Origin of the sequence: Candidatus Nitrosotalea sp. TS (assembly GCF_011319465.1) — an archaeon.
In the GTDB taxonomy this organism is placed as follows: domain Archaea; phylum Thermoproteota; class Nitrososphaeria; order Nitrososphaerales; family Nitrosopumilaceae; genus Nitrosotalea.
On the sequence record NZ_RCMB01000002.1, the window covers coordinates 109,345 to 123,844 of the forward strand.

At 40.7% G+C, this 14,500-nt stretch carries 21 protein-coding genes and 3 pseudogenes; 15 read left to right on the forward strand and 9 right to left on the reverse strand.

The genetic code is table 11. The annotated features are described in order from the left end of the window. Positions 1 to 93 precede the first annotated feature (93 nt). On the forward strand, positions 94 to 399 hold the full coding sequence (locus DYY67_RS01040) for a hypothetical protein (protein WP_166389968.1): 306 nt from the start codon (positions 94 to 96) through the stop codon (positions 397 to 399). A 4-nt stretch (positions 400 to 403) separates the two neighbouring features. Here the strand turns inward: DYY67_RS01040 and DYY67_RS10350 are convergent, their stop codons facing one another. From DYY67_RS10350 to DYY67_RS01065, 4 genes are all read right to left on the reverse strand, one after another. After that, entirely contained in the window at positions 404 to 1,099 is a 696-nt protein-coding gene (locus DYY67_RS10350) for a hypothetical protein (RefSeq protein WP_255492598.1), read from the reverse strand. A 362-nt stretch (positions 1,100 to 1,461) separates the two neighbouring features. Further along, positions 1,462 to 2,547 carry an SPFH domain-containing protein gene (locus DYY67_RS01055; protein ID WP_166389974.1) on the reverse strand — a complete coding sequence of 362 codons (1,086 nt, stop codon included), beginning with the start codon at positions 2,545 to 2,547 and terminating at the stop codon, positions 1,462 to 1,464. A 100-nt stretch (positions 2,548 to 2,647) separates the two neighbouring features. Continuing rightward, the gene (locus DYY67_RS01060) at positions 2,648 to 3,094 is read right to left on the reverse strand and encodes a hypothetical protein (RefSeq protein ID WP_166389976.1); all 447 of its coding nucleotides are present in this window, start codon (positions 3,092 to 3,094) and stop codon (positions 2,648 to 2,650) included. A gap of 132 nt (positions 3,095 to 3,226) precedes the next feature. After that, positions 3,227 to 3,799, reverse strand: a complete 573-nt coding sequence (locus DYY67_RS01065; RefSeq protein WP_166389978.1) for a hypothetical protein — start codon at positions 3,797 to 3,799, stop codon at positions 3,227 to 3,229. Positions 3,800 to 4,125: 326 nt separating this feature from the next. Between DYY67_RS01065 and DYY67_RS01070 the strand changes: the two genes are divergently transcribed. From DYY67_RS01070 to DYY67_RS11795, 4 genes and pseudogenes are all read left to right on the forward strand, one after another. Beyond that, entirely contained in the window at positions 4,126 to 4,647 is a 522-nt protein-coding gene (locus DYY67_RS01070; RefSeq protein ID WP_166389980.1) for a DUF4147 domain-containing protein, read from the forward strand. After that, positions 4,589 to 4,813: pseudogene (locus DYY67_RS10355) on the forward strand (DUF4147 domain-containing protein); the annotation flags it as partial. The gene DYY67_RS01070 and the pseudogene DYY67_RS10355, both read left to right, overlap by 59 nt. A gap of 156 nt (positions 4,814 to 4,969) precedes the next feature. Next, positions 4,970 to 5,308 (forward strand): MOFRL family protein, encoded by a 339-nt coding sequence (locus DYY67_RS10360; RefSeq protein WP_255492640.1) that lies wholly within the window; start codon positions 4,970 to 4,972, stop codon positions 5,306 to 5,308. After that, positions 5,233 to 5,415 (forward strand): MOFRL family protein, encoded by a 183-nt coding sequence (locus DYY67_RS11795; RefSeq protein WP_166389985.1) that lies wholly within the window; start codon positions 5,233 to 5,235, stop codon positions 5,413 to 5,415. Before DYY67_RS10360 ends, DYY67_RS11795 begins: the two co-directional genes overlap by 76 nt. On the opposite strand, the gene DYY67_RS01085 is transcribed toward DYY67_RS11795, so the two are convergent. After that, positions 5,401 to 5,787 (reverse strand): hypothetical protein, encoded by a 387-nt coding sequence (locus DYY67_RS01085; protein ID WP_166389987.1) that lies wholly within the window; start codon positions 5,785 to 5,787, stop codon positions 5,401 to 5,403. The two genes, DYY67_RS11795 and DYY67_RS01085, sit on opposite strands and share 15 nt — an antisense overlap. Positions 5,788 to 5,863: 76 nt before the next feature. On the opposite strand from DYY67_RS01085, the gene DYY67_RS01090 reads away from it, so the two are divergent. Further along, positions 5,864 to 6,070, forward strand: coding sequence for a hypothetical protein (locus DYY67_RS01090; protein ID WP_166389989.1), 207 nt, complete (start codon positions 5,864 to 5,866; stop codon positions 6,068 to 6,070). A gap of 66 nt (positions 6,071 to 6,136) precedes the next feature. On the opposite strand, the gene DYY67_RS01095 is transcribed toward DYY67_RS01090, so the two are convergent. Together DYY67_RS01095 and DYY67_RS01100 are read right to left on the reverse strand one after the other, a co-directional pair. After that, positions 6,137 to 6,319 carry a hypothetical protein gene (locus DYY67_RS01095; protein ID WP_166389991.1) on the reverse strand — a complete coding sequence of 61 codons (183 nt, stop codon included), beginning with the start codon at positions 6,317 to 6,319 and terminating at the stop codon, positions 6,137 to 6,139. Between the two features lie 35 nt (positions 6,320 to 6,354). Then, positions 6,355 to 7,551: a citrate/2-methylcitrate synthase gene (locus DYY67_RS01100; protein WP_166389993.1), complete on the reverse strand. Its 1,197-nt coding sequence runs from the start codon at positions 7,549 to 7,551 to the stop codon at positions 6,355 to 6,357. Positions 7,552 to 7,710: 159 nt separating this feature from the next. On the opposite strand from DYY67_RS01100, the gene DYY67_RS01105 reads away from it, so the two are divergent. After that, positions 7,711 to 7,944: a hypothetical protein gene (locus DYY67_RS01105; RefSeq protein ID WP_166389995.1), complete on the forward strand. Its 234-nt coding sequence runs from the start codon at positions 7,711 to 7,713 to the stop codon at positions 7,942 to 7,944. 58 nt (positions 7,945 to 8,002) lie between these two features. After that, positions 8,003 to 8,985: pseudogene (locus tag DYY67_RS01110) on the forward strand (DHHA1 domain-containing protein). On the opposite strand, the pseudogene DYY67_RS01115 reads toward DYY67_RS01110, so the two are convergent. Next, a pseudogene (locus tag DYY67_RS01115) lies at positions 8,978 to 9,434 on the reverse strand (RidA family protein). The pseudogenes DYY67_RS01110 and DYY67_RS01115 overlap by 8 nt on opposite strands. A gap of 65 nt (positions 9,435 to 9,499) precedes the next feature. Between DYY67_RS01115 and DYY67_RS01120 the strand changes: the two are divergent. The 3 genes from DYY67_RS01120 to DYY67_RS01130 all read left to right on the forward strand — a co-directional run bounded on the left by DYY67_RS01120 (position 9,500) and on the right by DYY67_RS01130 (position 10,888). Next, the gene (locus tag DYY67_RS01120; RefSeq protein WP_320415891.1) at positions 9,500 to 9,733 is read left to right on the forward strand and encodes a hypothetical protein; all 234 of its coding nucleotides are present in this window, start codon (positions 9,500 to 9,502) and stop codon (positions 9,731 to 9,733) included. A 98-nt stretch (positions 9,734 to 9,831) separates the two neighbouring features. Continuing rightward, positions 9,832 to 10,359 (forward strand): hypothetical protein, encoded by a 528-nt coding sequence (locus tag DYY67_RS01125; protein ID WP_166389997.1) that lies wholly within the window; start codon positions 9,832 to 9,834, stop codon positions 10,357 to 10,359. After that, complete coding sequence (locus DYY67_RS01130; protein WP_166390004.1) at positions 10,337 to 10,888, forward strand: hypothetical protein; 552 nt, start codon at positions 10,337 to 10,339, stop codon at positions 10,886 to 10,888. The genes DYY67_RS01125 and DYY67_RS01130 overlap by 23 nt, the downstream gene beginning before the upstream one ends. Positions 10,889 to 10,891: 3 nt before the next feature. On the opposite strand, the gene DYY67_RS01135 is transcribed toward DYY67_RS01130, so the two are convergent. Beyond that, positions 10,892 to 11,044 carry a hypothetical protein gene (locus DYY67_RS01135; protein ID WP_166390006.1) on the reverse strand — a complete coding sequence of 51 codons (153 nt, stop codon included), beginning with the start codon at positions 11,042 to 11,044 and terminating at the stop codon, positions 10,892 to 10,894. A 101-nt stretch (positions 11,045 to 11,145) separates the two neighbouring features. Here DYY67_RS01135 and DYY67_RS01140 point away from each other — a divergent pair, with 101 nt between their 5' ends. The 4 genes from DYY67_RS01140 (at position 11,146) to DYY67_RS01150 (ending at position 14,462) form a co-directional block, all read left to right on the forward strand. Then, a complete protein-coding gene (locus DYY67_RS01140; protein WP_320415892.1) occupies positions 11,146 to 12,990 on the forward strand; it encodes a thioredoxin domain-containing protein in 1,845 nt (614 codons plus the stop codon). Beyond that, on the forward strand, positions 12,987 to 13,178 hold the full coding sequence (locus DYY67_RS10365; protein WP_255492602.1) for a hypothetical protein: 192 nt from the start codon (positions 12,987 to 12,989) through the stop codon (positions 13,176 to 13,178). Before DYY67_RS01140 ends, DYY67_RS10365 begins: the two co-directional genes overlap by 4 nt. A 145-nt stretch (positions 13,179 to 13,323) precedes the next feature. After that, a complete protein-coding gene (locus tag DYY67_RS01145) occupies positions 13,324 to 13,677 on the forward strand; it encodes a hypothetical protein (RefSeq protein WP_166390008.1) in 354 nt (117 codons plus the stop codon). 14 nt (positions 13,678 to 13,691) lie between these two features. Further along, positions 13,692 to 14,462 carry a hypothetical protein gene (locus tag DYY67_RS01150; RefSeq protein ID WP_166390010.1) on the forward strand — a complete coding sequence of 257 codons (771 nt, stop codon included), beginning with the start codon at positions 13,692 to 13,694 and terminating at the stop codon, positions 14,460 to 14,462. The last annotated feature ends 38 nt before the right edge of the window (positions 14,463 to 14,500 follow it).

Below are 14,500 nucleotides of genomic sequence, written 5' to 3' on the forward strand. Positions count from 1 at the left end.
TGAAAACAGAAAACAAAACCTTGCAGGTTGTGCCAAATAGATGGGAAGAAAGGAGTGGATTTTTATATCTAAAAACCAGAGGATAACCAGAAAATGAGTCCTAAAAACTCTGATGAAACAATTTCCAAAGTAGAATCCATGATTCGTGTGCTCTCAAAAGCGACACCGCGTGGCAATATCTTGGATCAGGATGACATTCAGGCCCTCAACCAGGTAGAGTTGGAAGATCAACCAAAATTGGCTGACAGGCTGGAGGACATGATTGTGCTTCTAAAAGACGAGCCAGATAACAAGCGAAAGATACTAGAGATTCATGATACTACAATGGACGAGTTTGGCCATGTCGAACCAGTTCGTGATACGCTAGAATCGGTAAAGACGTATTTTCTCGGTAAATAGCAGGTTAGAGTCCTATGCTGTTTATTGCAGCGCCTGAATTTGCATCAATTACTAGGATTATCTTTTTCCCCTTGTGGTCATATTTTGCAAACCAGATTGGTACGTGCAAAAGCTCACCGCTTGATACCTCTTCCTGAGTGTCAATCTGTTGTATCATGTGGTACTGAGAGTGTGCCCTCTTTGATTGCAGCTGGTCTGCTATTCCCTTTGCTTGGCTTTTTGCCGCATCCTCGTTGATATCGCCGTTTAGAACTTTGACTGACTTTGGAATCTTTTTGGAATCAAAATCTACTCTGCCATCGAGTGCAAATTCGTAATCATGGGGCTGGTACATTGTTAGTGCCTTGAGTGCAATTACAGGGCAGTTGTAGTTTGCGTCAATTGTGTAAGCCCTTTTTGTATTTGAGCCGCCACCCATCATTCCACCGCCGCCCAACATGCTTCCCATCAGCATGCCATCCATCATGCCCCCGCCAAAATTTCCGCCTCCTCTCTGCGAACCAAATCCTCCTCCGCCCATGGCTCCACCCATTACTCCAAACAAAGCAGCTGTTGTAGCTATACTTCCCACTTCTGCTGCAACATCTATTGCAACAAGGTTGGTTCTTGCGGTAACAGGAATTATCCAATAAGGAACCATTGTCAGGTTGAGTCTCCTCCAAAGTTGAACTCTCCTGCAAATGTCTGTGAAGCAAACCATGGTCCATCATTTTTTTCAGTCTGGCGGTAGCATCGTCCTTGTCAGTTATTGTGATTGGAAGCATTGTATGTTTTGCAATATTTTTCCAACCTGTATTTTCTAAAGTTACACTGCTGCCGCAATATTCGCATGTTATTACCATCTCGCCAAATTTTGGAGAAATGGGTGCACCGCAACTTGGACATTTTATTTCTTTTATCGTGTCCTGATCTTGATTTGTTGTTGTCTGAGTGGGTTGAGGTGTTTGAGGTGCCTGAGCTGCTTGGGCTGCCTGAGGCTGTTGTTTTGCACCACATTTTATGCAAAAAGTTGCGTCATCTGGAAGTTGCGTGTCGCATTTCATACAATACATAATTTTTCTCCTAACTTGTCTTCAACTGCTTGCCGCAGCTGGAACAAAACTTGGAATCGGTGGCAATGTGAGCACCACATTGTGGACATAGAATTCCTTCCTGTGGTTTTGGCTGTTGTATCTGTTGTTGACTTGAACCGCAATTTGGACAGAAACTGTTGGATACAGGCATCATCATACTGCATTTGGGGCATTGTTTCATTGGTGGCTGGTACATTCCTTGTCCCATCTGGCCTGCCATGGCATATCCTATTCCAGAGCCTGCTCCAAATCCTACTCCTAGGCCAGCCCCTAATCCTGCCACGCCTCCTGGATTCTTTGCAGCGTCTGTCATTGCTTGACCTGCTTGGTACTGCATGTAGTTGACTCCAAGCACTGACATTTCTGATCGTGTGTTAATTGCCTTTTGAACCTCTTCTGGTAGACTGATTGTAATTCCTGATATCTTGTTGATCTCTATTCCATATTGTCCAAAGTTAGTTGGTGCATTGGCAAGTACTATTTGCTCAATGTTTTGAAGATTGGTGGCAATGTCGGTAATTTTCAGTCCATTGTCTTTCATCTTTCCTATTGCATTGAACACAAGAAGAATCATCTGTTGCTTGAGCCTTGTCTCTATGTCATCTGAGGTCTGGACCGCAAAGGTTCCAACGAACTGGTTGATGAAATTCTCAGGTTGTGATATCTTCCATCTAAATTCTCCAAATATTCTCAAGTTTACTATTCCAAAGACTGGGTCAACGAACTGGTATGGTTCTGCAGAACCGAATTTTCCATCAATGTACCTGTTCTGCAAATAATAGACTTCTGCTGCCTGCTGCACTCCTGTGAAAAATTTTAAGAGACCGCCGACTATTGGCGCATTAAAATCGGTAAGGGCGTATCTATTTGGCTTGTCAAAATACGTCAAAACCTTTCCATCTCTGAAAAAGACAGCAATCTCATCTTCTCTGATTACAATGTTGTCATTTAGCCTGATGAGGCGTGGAACTTTCCACATGATGTTTCCTTCCTTGTATTGTGAATCCCACTCTATTGTGGTAGACCCTGCTATGCTACCTCCGCCAAAATTTGGATCTTTTTTATGTCCAAACATTTACAGCCCACTTTTTCCCTTTCTTGTTATTATTATTTTCATTTTCTATTTTGTCACCAATATGTTTTCAACAGATTCCAGCCTCTGCTTCCATGTGTGTTTAAAGTCGTCTAAGCATGGGGCTAATTTTAGCAGCAATTGCTTGCGCAGTTGATGTGCCTGAAGTATATTCAGTCAATGATCCAGAAACTGTGGAAGAAATTTGCTCAGCGCTATTGACAAAATTATAATCGTATTCGTATAACTTGTTTAATGTGCCCTCATCAATTCTTATGTTAGGTGATATGCCAGCAGAGCCTTGCTGGGAATGAAATACCTCTCCTGAAATTTGCTGTACCTGAGAAATGATTGCGCCAATGGAAGTCAGGCTGGTAAAATCGCCCTTGTCCGACATGGCTTTTCTCAATGTTTCAAGTTTGTTTTTTGATTCGTCTAGTTTGTCAAAAACCTGCTTTCGTAGCAACTCGTCTGCCGCTCTGATGTCTTCTAGCTTGCGGTATTCTTTGAGTGCAGGTATGACGAAGCTGCAACTTTTTGAAAAAGCCACGGCTCTTGGTCTACCTTATCTCTCAGGTCTGGATTATTTCCTGACATTATGTTTCACCATATGCAATTACATCGCTTAAGGATTGCGTAACTAATGTAATGTTGTTAATTTCACAGAGAAAATCATGATTTTCTAAACTACAATTATTCCATTTGAGATTAGCCATTGTATTCCTTTTACAAAGTCACCGTCAGTGATTTGTCCTGCCGCCCACCAGCCTGCATTTGTTTTAATCCATGCTGGAATTGGCGGTGCTGTTGAAGGCGTAGAGCCTCCTGACTGTGTTGGTATCTGTATTATTCCATGCTGTATCATGTATTGTAAACCTTGGATAAATTGGTCGTCTCCAAGCTGTCCCTGCGACCACCACTTTGCATTATTTTTAATCCATGCTGGAATCACTGTGCTTTGAGTTCCATTAGTCTGTGGGGGTGTTGTTGAATTGGTATTTGGAGTTGTTCCTCCACCGAGATTAACAGTAAACGTTGCAGTCTCTGGCGGTATTGGCTGGAAAAGTATTCCGTCTACCTCAACTATTACCTGGTATGTTGCAGCATCAGGCAATTGGCATGGTATGGTAACTGATCCTTCTGCTGTATGCAAAACCGGAGTGCCGCAGATCTGATTGCTTCCTTCCATGACTGATACTTTGTAATCTATGTGCTGTTGTGCTGCATGGGTTGATTTGTTGATGAAACTTATCAAAAGATTTGTAGAACCCCGGGGGTCGGACTTGCAGGATCTGTTGCAAAACCAACATCGATGGTTCCGCCGCTTGTTGGCTTGACAACTTGATCTGCATAGGCAGGAATTATCATGATTGTAACAATTGCTAAAAGCCCAAATACATCGATAGGCTTCCCTTGGATCTAAAACCAGTGTTTTTCCACATGGTGTAACTCTGTTGTAGACTATATATAAAAAAACTGGAACAAGGATACGCATTCCTTTTAAATTTTGGTGTTATGACCTTTGATACTGAAAAGATTCAAAAATTCACCTGCTTTTCCTTATCTGTGCATGAGCCATAAATGATTGTTAAAAATTTTAAGCGTCTTGCAACAACTGGCAACAAAAAATTGGCACTGTCGATAATAGAGCAGGGTATTTCTGGTGCCATGCCAAACGTTACACTGAAAAAGATTGTAAAGCAAAACTCTCTTCATGTAGGCAAAAAAAAGATTCCTCTGGGTAAGTATAGTAGAATCTATGTGGTTGCCATTGGAAAATCGGCAGACTCGATGGCAAGCACGGTAGACTCGCTGACTCGTATTCATGGAGGACTGGTGGTCATGCCTGACACGACTAGTTCTTTGATCAAGAAAAAAAAATTTACCATAATAAGATCTAGTCACCCAATTCCTACCAAAAAAAGCACCACTGCAGCTAGGAAAATAATTGAATTTCTCAAGTTCTTGGGGGCAACCGATCTGGTTATCTTTTTGATCTCCTGGCGGTGCATCCTCGCTAGTTTCTCTCCCAGACGGCATATCATTGCAAGACAAGCAACTCACAACTTGTCTCTTGTTGAGATCTGGGGCAAACATTCGTGAGATAAACTGTGTAAGAAAACACCTGTCCAAGTAAAGGGCGGAAGGCTGGATGGAATCGCTTGGATGCAAAGCCGTATCGCTTGTAATGTCAGATGTAGTGGGGGACGATCTTTCTGTGATCGCATCTGGAATAACATACTGTGACAAATCTACGTTTTCTGATGCAAAAAAAATTCTAATAAAATATGATCTCAAAAACCTAGTTCCAAAAACAGTTTGGAAAAGAATTGTCCTTGGAACAAAAGGTGTGCTGCCTGAAACTCCAAAAAAACCCAAGATCCAAAATTATGTCATCCAATCTAATCGAGCTTGTGTCGATCTCATGAAAACTCGTGCACAAAAGCTCGGATTTGTCACAAAAGCAGTCTATTCTGTGGAAGGTAACGTGTATGATGTTGCGTCTAAGCTTTCAAAACACGTTCCAAGATCTAAAAACTTTTGTCTTGTTTTTGGAGGGGAACCGACAGTTACAGTAAAGGGAAAAGGAAAAGGTGGACGAAACCAAGAACTAGTCTTGCACCTGCTAAAAAAACTAAAAGATCGTGACAAAAAAATTATCCATGGCAGTCTGCAGGAACTGACGGAATGGATGGAAATACATGTGTTGCAGGTGCAATTGCAGATTGTAGCATGCCAACAAAGCCCATCGGCAAATATCTAAATGAAAATAATTCTTATCACTACTTTAAGAAATATGGCGGATTGATCTTTACAGGCCCAACTCGCACAAATCTTATGGATGTTGGTCTGATATTATTGCAAAAGTAAGGATGTTGCTCTGTTTTGATGCTGCTCGATCAGGTTATACCTGATCTGCAGTCCTCTCTGATCTATTAGTTGGTGGATGAATCTAGTTTTTGAAATTATGAACGGATCATTTACAATTTTATTTTCTGCAAGATGATCAAACATGGATTTTAGATCAAGCATGACATTTACAGTGTCAGAATTTTTTATTACGAATCTCCCAATTCCCCAAAAGAGACCTACATGCAATGCAATGTATTTTGACTGCTCTGTAGACACTAGATCATAGTAATTTTCTGCATGAGTTCTTATCTGCTCCGCATATGTCTCATTGTTTTCGATCACCCATGAGATTGATTTTGTATTTCCGTCAAAATAGTAGCTGTGATCCATATGTCAATCAAAAAGGTGTTGATTGTCTATATATTTTGAATATACAACTGAATAACAAAAATAAAAATCTGTGTTCGTGCTAGAAGCAAATTCTTTTTTCACAAACATGGTCGACGAGTTGGTAGAGTTCTCAGCATATGATCCAGAGCTCGCAGAGGGACTAAAGTGGATCGACGGCGAGGCTCAAAAACGAGGAATCACTTTCTATGAGATGGTCTTCCACGTTCTTCACAGGTATGATGTTGATACCAAAGCAAAAGACTGGCTTTCAAAAAGAAATTAGCTTCTAAAATTTAGTAACTATTGTAGAAGAGCAAAATGCAATGTACGATTATTTTTTCAAGATAAACTAGGTTATTGTTGAACAAATATCACTGAACACGTTTGGATTGTATTGTCCTGCATACATCTTGACACTCTTGTCACGCGGAATTATTTTGCAAATCACATGTGGTATGAGAAAATCTGCCATGGCAAACACGCCTATGAGCAAACACCCAACTACAATAATAATTCCAAATGGAATCTTCATAGCTTGGCAGTGTAGTATGCCTGTATAATAATCATTTAATCAATTTTCAGTTTGCCTGTCAGGCTAGGTGTTTGTCTTTTTTCAATAGGCAAGTATTCGCAACCTGATGGCCCGCAATACTTTCCAACATACACCGCCTTTGGTCTGTAAAGCATGGGCTTTGGTTGCGCCTCGGCAAATTTTTCTTCAATTATGTGCGCAGTCCATCCTGCAGTTCTTGAAATTGCAAAAATTGGAGTGTTAAGGTCCATCGGTATGCCAAGCATGTAATACGTTGATGCGCTGTACAAGTCTACGTTTGGAAAAATATCTGATCCCTTTACCTTTTTCATTTCTTCTTCTGTGACTTCTTCTACTCTCTTTGTTATTCTGTACCATGGCTGTCCTGTCTTCTCTGACAGTCTGCGGGAAAGCTCTCTTAAGACTTCGGCCCTGGGATCAAATGTCTTGTACACTGCATGACCCATTCCCATTATCCTGTCTCCTTTGGCAAGCTTTTCTTTTATCTTGGATTCTACTTTATCTTCGGTTTGAATGTCTAACAGCATCTTCATGACCTGAAAGTTTGCACCCCCGTGAAGTTCTCCACTGAGTGCGCCTATTGCAGCACTGACTGCTGCGTACATGTGAGCTCGGGTTGAGGCCACTTCTCTTGCAGCAAATGTTGATGCGTTAAAGCTGTGTTCTGCATGTAAAATTAGGCAAATGTCAAAGATTCTTGCAATCTCGGGGTCTGGCTCCTTTCCAGTTAACATGTATAGGAAATTTCCAGCATGACCAAGTTTTTTTGAGGGCAGAACAACCTCCTTGCCATTTCTAATCCTGTCCCAGTACGCTATGATTATTGGAATTTTTGAGATAAGATCTATTGCCCTGTTGTAATTGGTCTTGTGGTCGTCTCCTTTTTCCTTGTCATATACTGCAAGCTCCGATATTCGAGACTGGATGACATCCATAGGATTTGCAGTCTTGGGAAGATTTTTTAGATTTTTTTCAATGTTTTCTGGAATGTCTCTTGCTTGCATCAGTTTGGTTCCAAAGTCCTCTAATGTCTTGTCAGTTGGAAGGTCGTCATTGAGAAGAAGACAGGCAGTCTCTTCAAAGTTTGATTTCTTTACCAGGTCTAAAATGTCATATCCTCGGTAGATCAGTTTTCCGTTAACGCCGTCTATTGCGCAAATCTTTGTATCTGCAACTTCGATATTGCGAAGCCCAATGTTCTTTGTTTCCACTAGATACCATTGCGTCAAATGTGTATTAAAAATCTACTACCCAGTCCCCCTGTCTGTACGAGAAGACAATTACAACTTGAAAATGGCGGAAAATTAAGCAGTTGGTCTAATCTCACAACTCTGTAGCATATAGCAAAATTCCAAAAGAACTGCATGAAAATGATTCCATTAGAAGAGGATTTCATCAAACTAGTTGACAACTTTGTAGTTGAAACAAAAGATCCAAAAATCTTGGATGAACTATCGCAGCTTGACAGGGAATCGCGGCTGCTTGGAATCTCGTTTTATGACATGTATTGCATGGTCTTGCAAGATGGCACCAAGCACAGAACTCTGGTTTCAGAATTTAAGAACTACATGGGATTGAAAAAGCCCGCTACTTTTGTAGCTTGAATTAATTGAGATCACGCCGTTTTTGATTTAAATGAGGGTGTTCTGACGTGTTAATTCTATGGCAAGAACCAAAGTTGTCTGCATTTCACACAAAGAAGATGCTGATGGAATAGGCGCTGCATCATTAATCAGGCAAGCATTTGGCGGGGATACAAAACTGGTTGACTATCCAGGTCTTATGACAGAGCTTGAACAATTACGAAATGACGAATCAATAAAAACGGTATACATATGTGATTTGGGTCTTAGCAAAACAAACCAGGACCAGTTCGTTGAACTCCTAAAGGAATTGAGAAAAAAAGCGTGTCTCAGTGACATACATTGATCATCATGATCTGGAAGACGGAATAAAGAAAAAAATCAAGGCCTTAAAAGTCAATTTGATTCATACGGTAAACGAGTGTACGACTGTCCAGGTCTATAATGCGTTCAAGTCAAAGCTAAATGATCATCAGCTCTCTGATTGCTGCCTGTTCTGCAGTCACAGATTACATGGAAGACAGACCGCTGGGTTCAAAACTACTCCAAAGATTTGACAGACAGTTCATTTTACTTGAGGCAACAGTTCTTACATTTACTATTGTCAGCCACCAAAAAGACGGCGAGTACTTGCTGTATCTTGTAGACGAGCTCAGCCAATTAAAATATCCACACGATATTCCAAACACTTTTGAATTTGCGCGCATACAAGCAGAAAGAATTTCAGGTGTAATTCAAAAGGTAAAAGACAACATGAAGAAAATGAAGAACTTGGCTTACATGGAAGTCACAGATTCTGGTGCAAGCATGGTGGTTAATTTTGTCTTGGGAATGTCAGGAAAAGACGTTGGTGTGTCATACAAATTCAGAGAAGAAAAGGGAATTTACGCAGTCTCTATTCGCGGTTCAAGATCATGCAAAGTACATTTGGGAAGAATAGTCAACCAGCTTGCAACAGAGCTTGGCGGCTCAGGTGGAGGACATGACAAGGCATGCGGTGCAGTCATACCAAAAGAAAAAATTTTACAGTTCGTCAAAAAATTCAATTCAAAGCTTAACTGACTTCGGCTATCAAGTCTATCTCAACAGTAGAGTTTAGAGGAAGACTTGCAACTCCCACTGCAATTCTGGAATGTTTTCCCTTTTCTCCCAAATATCTCAAACAAAAAGTCAGAGGCGGCATTGATTATCTTGGGCTGTTCAACAAAGTCTTGCGCGCTGTTTACAAATCCTGACACTCGCACGATTCTTGAAATCTTGTCTAGTGTTCCAAGCTCTGCTTTGAGTTGTGCCAGTACATTTATGACACAAAGCTTGGCTGCCTGCTGTGCAACTTCTAGTGATACATTTGTAGGAACTTTACCCTGAAATTCTACCTTGCCGTCTTTTACTGGAATCTGGCCTGAGACAAATACAAGATTTCCAGTCCTTACAACAGGAATGTACGAGCCTGCAGGCTTGGGTGGTGTTGGAAGTGAAATATTTAGCAAGGCAAGTTTTTCTTCAATCACAATTTTTTGCTCAGAGCCTTAACTTTTAACTTTATCTTGATATATGATGTACGCAGAGCCTAACTGTGGAAAAGTCACACGGCAAGAAAATGCAAAAGGACTTGGATATAATGGAATCAAAACTCAATGCACTAGAGGCAGCGTCTGATGATAAATCACAAAAATCCATGATTGTAGTACTGAAGGGTATAGTTGAAAATCAAAAACATCTCGTAGATGAATTTGAGCACCTAAAAAAAGCAATAGATCTACTCACACTTCAGATCTTCAAAGTGGAAAAAAGCTTCAATTCTGGATAACAATCTTGCGGCTGGAGTCATATTGTCATGTTTTATGACTCGGCAAGACGGCTCATTAATAAAAGATATAAATTCAGCGCCTATTTTTTGGACAACAAATGTCAATTGCAAATGATCCTGCAGACAAACCAAAGCCAGTTCTAAGAGACAAGAATCCTCACAACTATAGAAAAGTGGGTTATTCGATGATAGTAATTTCGGTATCTCTTGTGGCAATTGGATTGCTTTCGTGGAATCTGGCAAGCAATTATCATTTCTCGTCTAACATAATGGCACTACAAGAAGTAGATACCATGACGCCAAAGTCAGGTTACAATATTGTTCTTTTTGATGTATCACAACCGGTTGGTGCAAAACTGAGGATGCTGGATTCTGCAGACACGCTTGATGCTGCACGCCAACTACAAACCCAAGATGCGGCACAAAATCCAGGCTCTACAATGCAGGTCCTAGTTTTCAACGGCTCTAAAGATTACAATCTAAACCAAATGGCAGGTGCCGAAGTGTTTCTGCAAACTCCTACAACTGGCTACAATGTCGTACTTGATAACTATAATCTGGCAGTTGGAGCAAAACTGACATCAGGCTCACGTGAAGCCTCACTTGCCAACGCTACCAGCCTATGAGCAACAACAAGAAAGTCAGATACAAGGACAAGAAGTCAAAATAATGATTTTTACCACATCGTTTACTGATAATCTAAAACAGGTAACAAACTCTAGTACGCCTGTGGCAAATTACACCATGGTGTTACCACCGCCGCCAGCCTCTCATGTACAAGCCAATCAAACAACGCCTGCTGCAAGCTCCAGCGGTCCAAATGCAACATCTACTGTACCGTCTACTAACCAAACTACAACTGTTGCAACAAACAAGACTGCAGTTATTGCAACAAATCAAACTGTAACAATGTCGACTAGACCAAACGCTACTTCTGCTGTTGCAAATAAAACCACGGTGACATTATCAAACCCTGCAGTTTCTGCTGTCACTGCAAATAACACCGCAACCATGCAGTCTAATCACACCTCTTCGAAAACAACTGTAAATGCAACTGCATCTACAACAGTTGCAATGAATTCAACTGCAACTGTAGGAGTATCAAAATCAGTTGACCTAAATGAAACTGTAGGCATTAGCGTTACAGGAAAATAAAGGCTAGACTAGTTCTTCGTCAATCTCATCTATTGGATCAAGATATTGTTTGCACGTACAGTTTGGTATCAGACATTTTCCAGCTTTTAAAAATGAGTGACTCTCACTTGAAGGCTCATGTATGGAATCAGTGTGGTGACAGCGCTTGCAGTTCATAACTGGAATAATTTGTGCTGTGTTATTTAATATTTGAAAAAGCACATCAGACTGGAAATAACATAGAACAATACAAATAGGCATTTTCAATTCTAGAGATAGTGGAACCAAACAAGCTAATCCATGAGTCAAGCCCGTATCTTTTGCAGCATGCGCACAATCCGGTACACTGGTATCCATGGTCTGATGAGGCACTAAAGAAAGCAAAGGATGAGAACAAGCCAATCTTTCTTAGCGTGGGCTACAGCGCATGCCACTGGTGCCACGTTATGGCTCACGAGTCTTTTGAAAACCAAGAGATTGCACAAATAATGAACGAGAACTTTGTCAACATCAAAGTCGACAGAGAGGAGCGACCAGACATTGACGATATTTATCAAAAGGTGTGTCAGCTAGTAACTGGCAGCGGCGGCTGGCCTCTTAGCGTGTTTCTTACGCCAGACCAGAGGCCGTTTTATGTTGGAACGTATTTTCCACCGCTTGACAGCTATGGAAGGCCAGGATTTGGAAGCGTCACACGACAGCTTGCACAAGCCTGGAAAGAAAAACCTCATGATGTAGAGTCTGCATCGGAAAACTTTGTCAACTCGCTGCAAAAGACAGAGTCAATCACCGTTCCATCAAAATTGGACCGATCCGTACTTGATGAAGCGGCTGTAAACTTGCTCTCACTTGGGGATATGACAAATGGAGGGTTTGGCAGTGCACCAAAATTTCCAAACGCTGCAAATTTGTCATTTATGTTGCGATACTCTAAACTCTCTGGAATCTCAAAATTTCAAGAATTCACGTTAAAGACTCTGACAAAAATGGCAAATGGGGGAATATATGACCAAATCATGGGAGGGTTTCACAGGTATTCAACAGATTCCAGGTGGCATGTGCCACATTTTGAAAAGATGCTGTATGACAATGCCTTGCTACCTGTCGTATATGCAGAAGCATATCAGATAACAAAGGATGAAAAATATCTTGATGTGATAAATCAAACGCTGGGATACATCTTGAAAGAGATGACCTCACCTGACGGCGGGTTCTACTCTGCACAGGATGCCGATTCTGAAGGCGAAGAAGGAAAATACTATGTCTGGAAAAAAAGCGAGATTCGGGAAATACTTGGAAGCGACTCTGATCTGTTTTGTCTATACTATGATGTTGTAGATGGAGGAAACTTTGAGGGACACAACATACTGCATAATACAATCCATCTGTCTTCTGCAGCATTTCAATATGGCAAGACTGAATCTGAAGCAAGAGACATTATACAAAAAAGCAAGGAAAAGCTCTTGCAGGAAAGAAACAAGCGCGTGGCACCTGGCAGGGATGAGAAAATCCTCACAGGTTGGAATGGATTGATGATAACGGGTTTTCTGCGAGGATACAGAGTTACAAAAAATGATAGTTTTCTCAAGGCTGCAGAAAATTGCATTAGGTTTATCGAAGAAAAAATGGTAAAAAATGGAGAATTGTTACACACCTACAAAGATGGGCAGGCAAAACTTAGGGCATATCTTGACGATTATGCATGTTTTGTAACTGCACTGCTTGATTATTTTGAAGCAAAACCTGTCAAAAAATACCTGGACCTTGCAGTGCATTATGCAAATTACCTGCTGGAACACTTTTGGGATGAAAACGAAAAGAATTTCTTTTTTACTGCAGACAATCACGAAAAGCTGATCATACGTCACAAGAACATCTATGATTTGTCACTTCCTTCTGGAAATTCTGTTGCAGCTGGGGCATTGTTGAGGCTGTATCACATCATGCAGGATAAGCGATATCTTGATGCGTCGCTGAAGATTATGGAATCGCTTTCTACAATGGCTGCAGAAAACCCATTTGGCTTTGGTCAACTTTTAAATGTAATCTATATGCATCTGCAAAAACCAGTTGAGATTACCATGATAAACTATGCCAACAAAGGAACTGTGCACTTGGCTTGAAAAGAAATTTCTTCCAGAATCCAATACTTGTGGGAATCGATACTCCAGAAAGTCTCAAGGCATTGCAATCACTGCCATTTTTTGCAGGAAAAGAATTTGTTGAGGCAAAGACACAGGTCTATGTCTGCAAGGATTTTACGTGTTCGTTGCCGCTTGGAACAATAGATGAAGTTGAAAAGCTTCTCTAGATCTTTGAGTTGGTATCGCTAAATTAAAAAATAACTGTAATCGGTTGCAAAAACTAGAACAAAAAATACGCCACTTTTTTAAACTAGAAACAAACACTATGTTATGATGAAACCTATTTTATGCACTGCATCAGTTTTTTTGATATTGACTGTATCTCCACTCAATCTAGTTTATGCTGAACAACAAAGCTATGGACCTTCCACAAAGATATGGAATACTAATGTAAACAAACAGATACAACTTGTTGCAGATATCACAAACAATCAAGATGTTAAACAACCGTTTGCCTATATCGTTCAAGTATTGGGTAGTGACGGAAAGGTTGTAATGCTAAACTGGATGACAGGTACACTGCAACCCCATCAATCCATGAGTCCTGCACAATCTTGGACTCCAACCAGACATGGGACATACACAGCACAGATTTTTGACTGGCCTTGCCTTGTTGCTTGCGGTACCCTGTCTGAGCCTTTGACAATGAATATAGTTGTAACATAAGATAAAATCATGAAATGAAATCACTGTACCTTATAGTAACTGCATTTTTGCTAATTGTACTATTCACTTTTAATACTGCTTTTGCACAAAATGTAACAAGTTCTTCAAACTTCATATCTCCAATTGCGATTACGCAGGTAGAGCTAAACGATCCTTTCAAAATACTTCCAGATGATACTACGTGTGAAGATACTGGTGTGGGGGAGGGGTGTGCAGTTAATCTGGTCCCAAACCACAAGGTTGCATGTGGACACTATATTGGAAGTGGAAACTGTGAGCCAATACATGTAGAAAACAACCTGACCAATCCATGTGTAATTGCATCCGGGTTTCATGCCGATGGCGCTCCTGTACAAGATGTTCATACAAAGTATGGTGAACAATGGATAACACTTTACAACAGACTTGATACGCCTATAACCGCGTCACATTTTGAGATATATGCGTACAAAGAAGGCTGGCAGTCAGATTATTCTGGACCCGCACTTCCATACCATGTTGCAAATCCTCCAAGCATAGCACCGTATCTTATCATGTTGCCACACCAAAGTTGTACCTACGGATTTATGGCCATAGATGAGCCGTTATCTCTTAATACTGAAAACACTACACTGACAGCTGTTTACCAGTACAATGGAATTCAATACATATCACAAACCCCGCACTTACCGATATATACAACGATTCCAAAACATGGCAGTTTGATGGAAACAAATGGGTTTTCGCGGAACAAAACACAGTACCAATTCCAGAATTTTCTTTCGCAGTTCCAGTTTTGTTTCTAGGGATTACATCAATGATTATATTTTACAGGATGAGATTT

Coding starts and splice junctions, on each gene's coding strand:
- DYY67_RS01040 (WP_166389968.1), top strand. CDS start 94: ATGAGTCCTAAAAACTCTGATGAAACAATTTCCAAAGTAGAATCCATG.
- DYY67_RS10350 (WP_255492598.1), bottom strand. CDS start 1,099: ATGGTTTGCTTCACAGACATTTGCAGGAGAGTTCAACTTTGGAGGAGA.
- DYY67_RS01055 (WP_166389974.1), bottom strand. CDS start 2,547: ATGTTTGGACATAAAAAAGATCCAAATTTTGGCGGAGGTAGCATAGCA.
- DYY67_RS01070 (WP_166389980.1), top strand. CDS start 4,126: ATGATTGTTAAAAATTTTAAGCGTCTTGCAACAACTGGCAACAAAAAA.
- DYY67_RS10360 (WP_255492640.1), top strand. CDS start 4,970: ATGAAAACTCGTGCACAAAAGCTCGGATTTGTCACAAAAGCAGTCTAT.
- DYY67_RS11795 (WP_166389985.1), top strand. CDS start 5,233: ATGGATGGAAATACATGTGTTGCAGGTGCAATTGCAGATTGTAGCATG.
- DYY67_RS01085 (WP_166389987.1), bottom strand. CDS start 5,787: ATGGATCACAGCTACTATTTTGACGGAAATACAAAATCAATCTCATGG.
- DYY67_RS01095 (WP_166389991.1), bottom strand. CDS start 6,319: ATGAAGATTCCATTTGGAATTATTATTGTAGTTGGGTGTTTGCTCATA.
- DYY67_RS01105 (WP_166389995.1), top strand. CDS start 7,711: ATGATTCCATTAGAAGAGGATTTCATCAAACTAGTTGACAACTTTGTA.
- DYY67_RS01125 (WP_166389997.1), top strand. CDS start 9,832: ATGTCAATTGCAAATGATCCTGCAGACAAACCAAAGCCAGTTCTAAGA.
- DYY67_RS01135 (WP_166390006.1), bottom strand. CDS start 11,044: ATGAACTGCAAGCGCTGTCACCACACTGATTCCATACATGAGCCTTCA.
- DYY67_RS01150 (WP_166390010.1), top strand. CDS start 13,692: ATGAAATCACTGTACCTTATAGTAACTGCATTTTTGCTAATTGTACTA.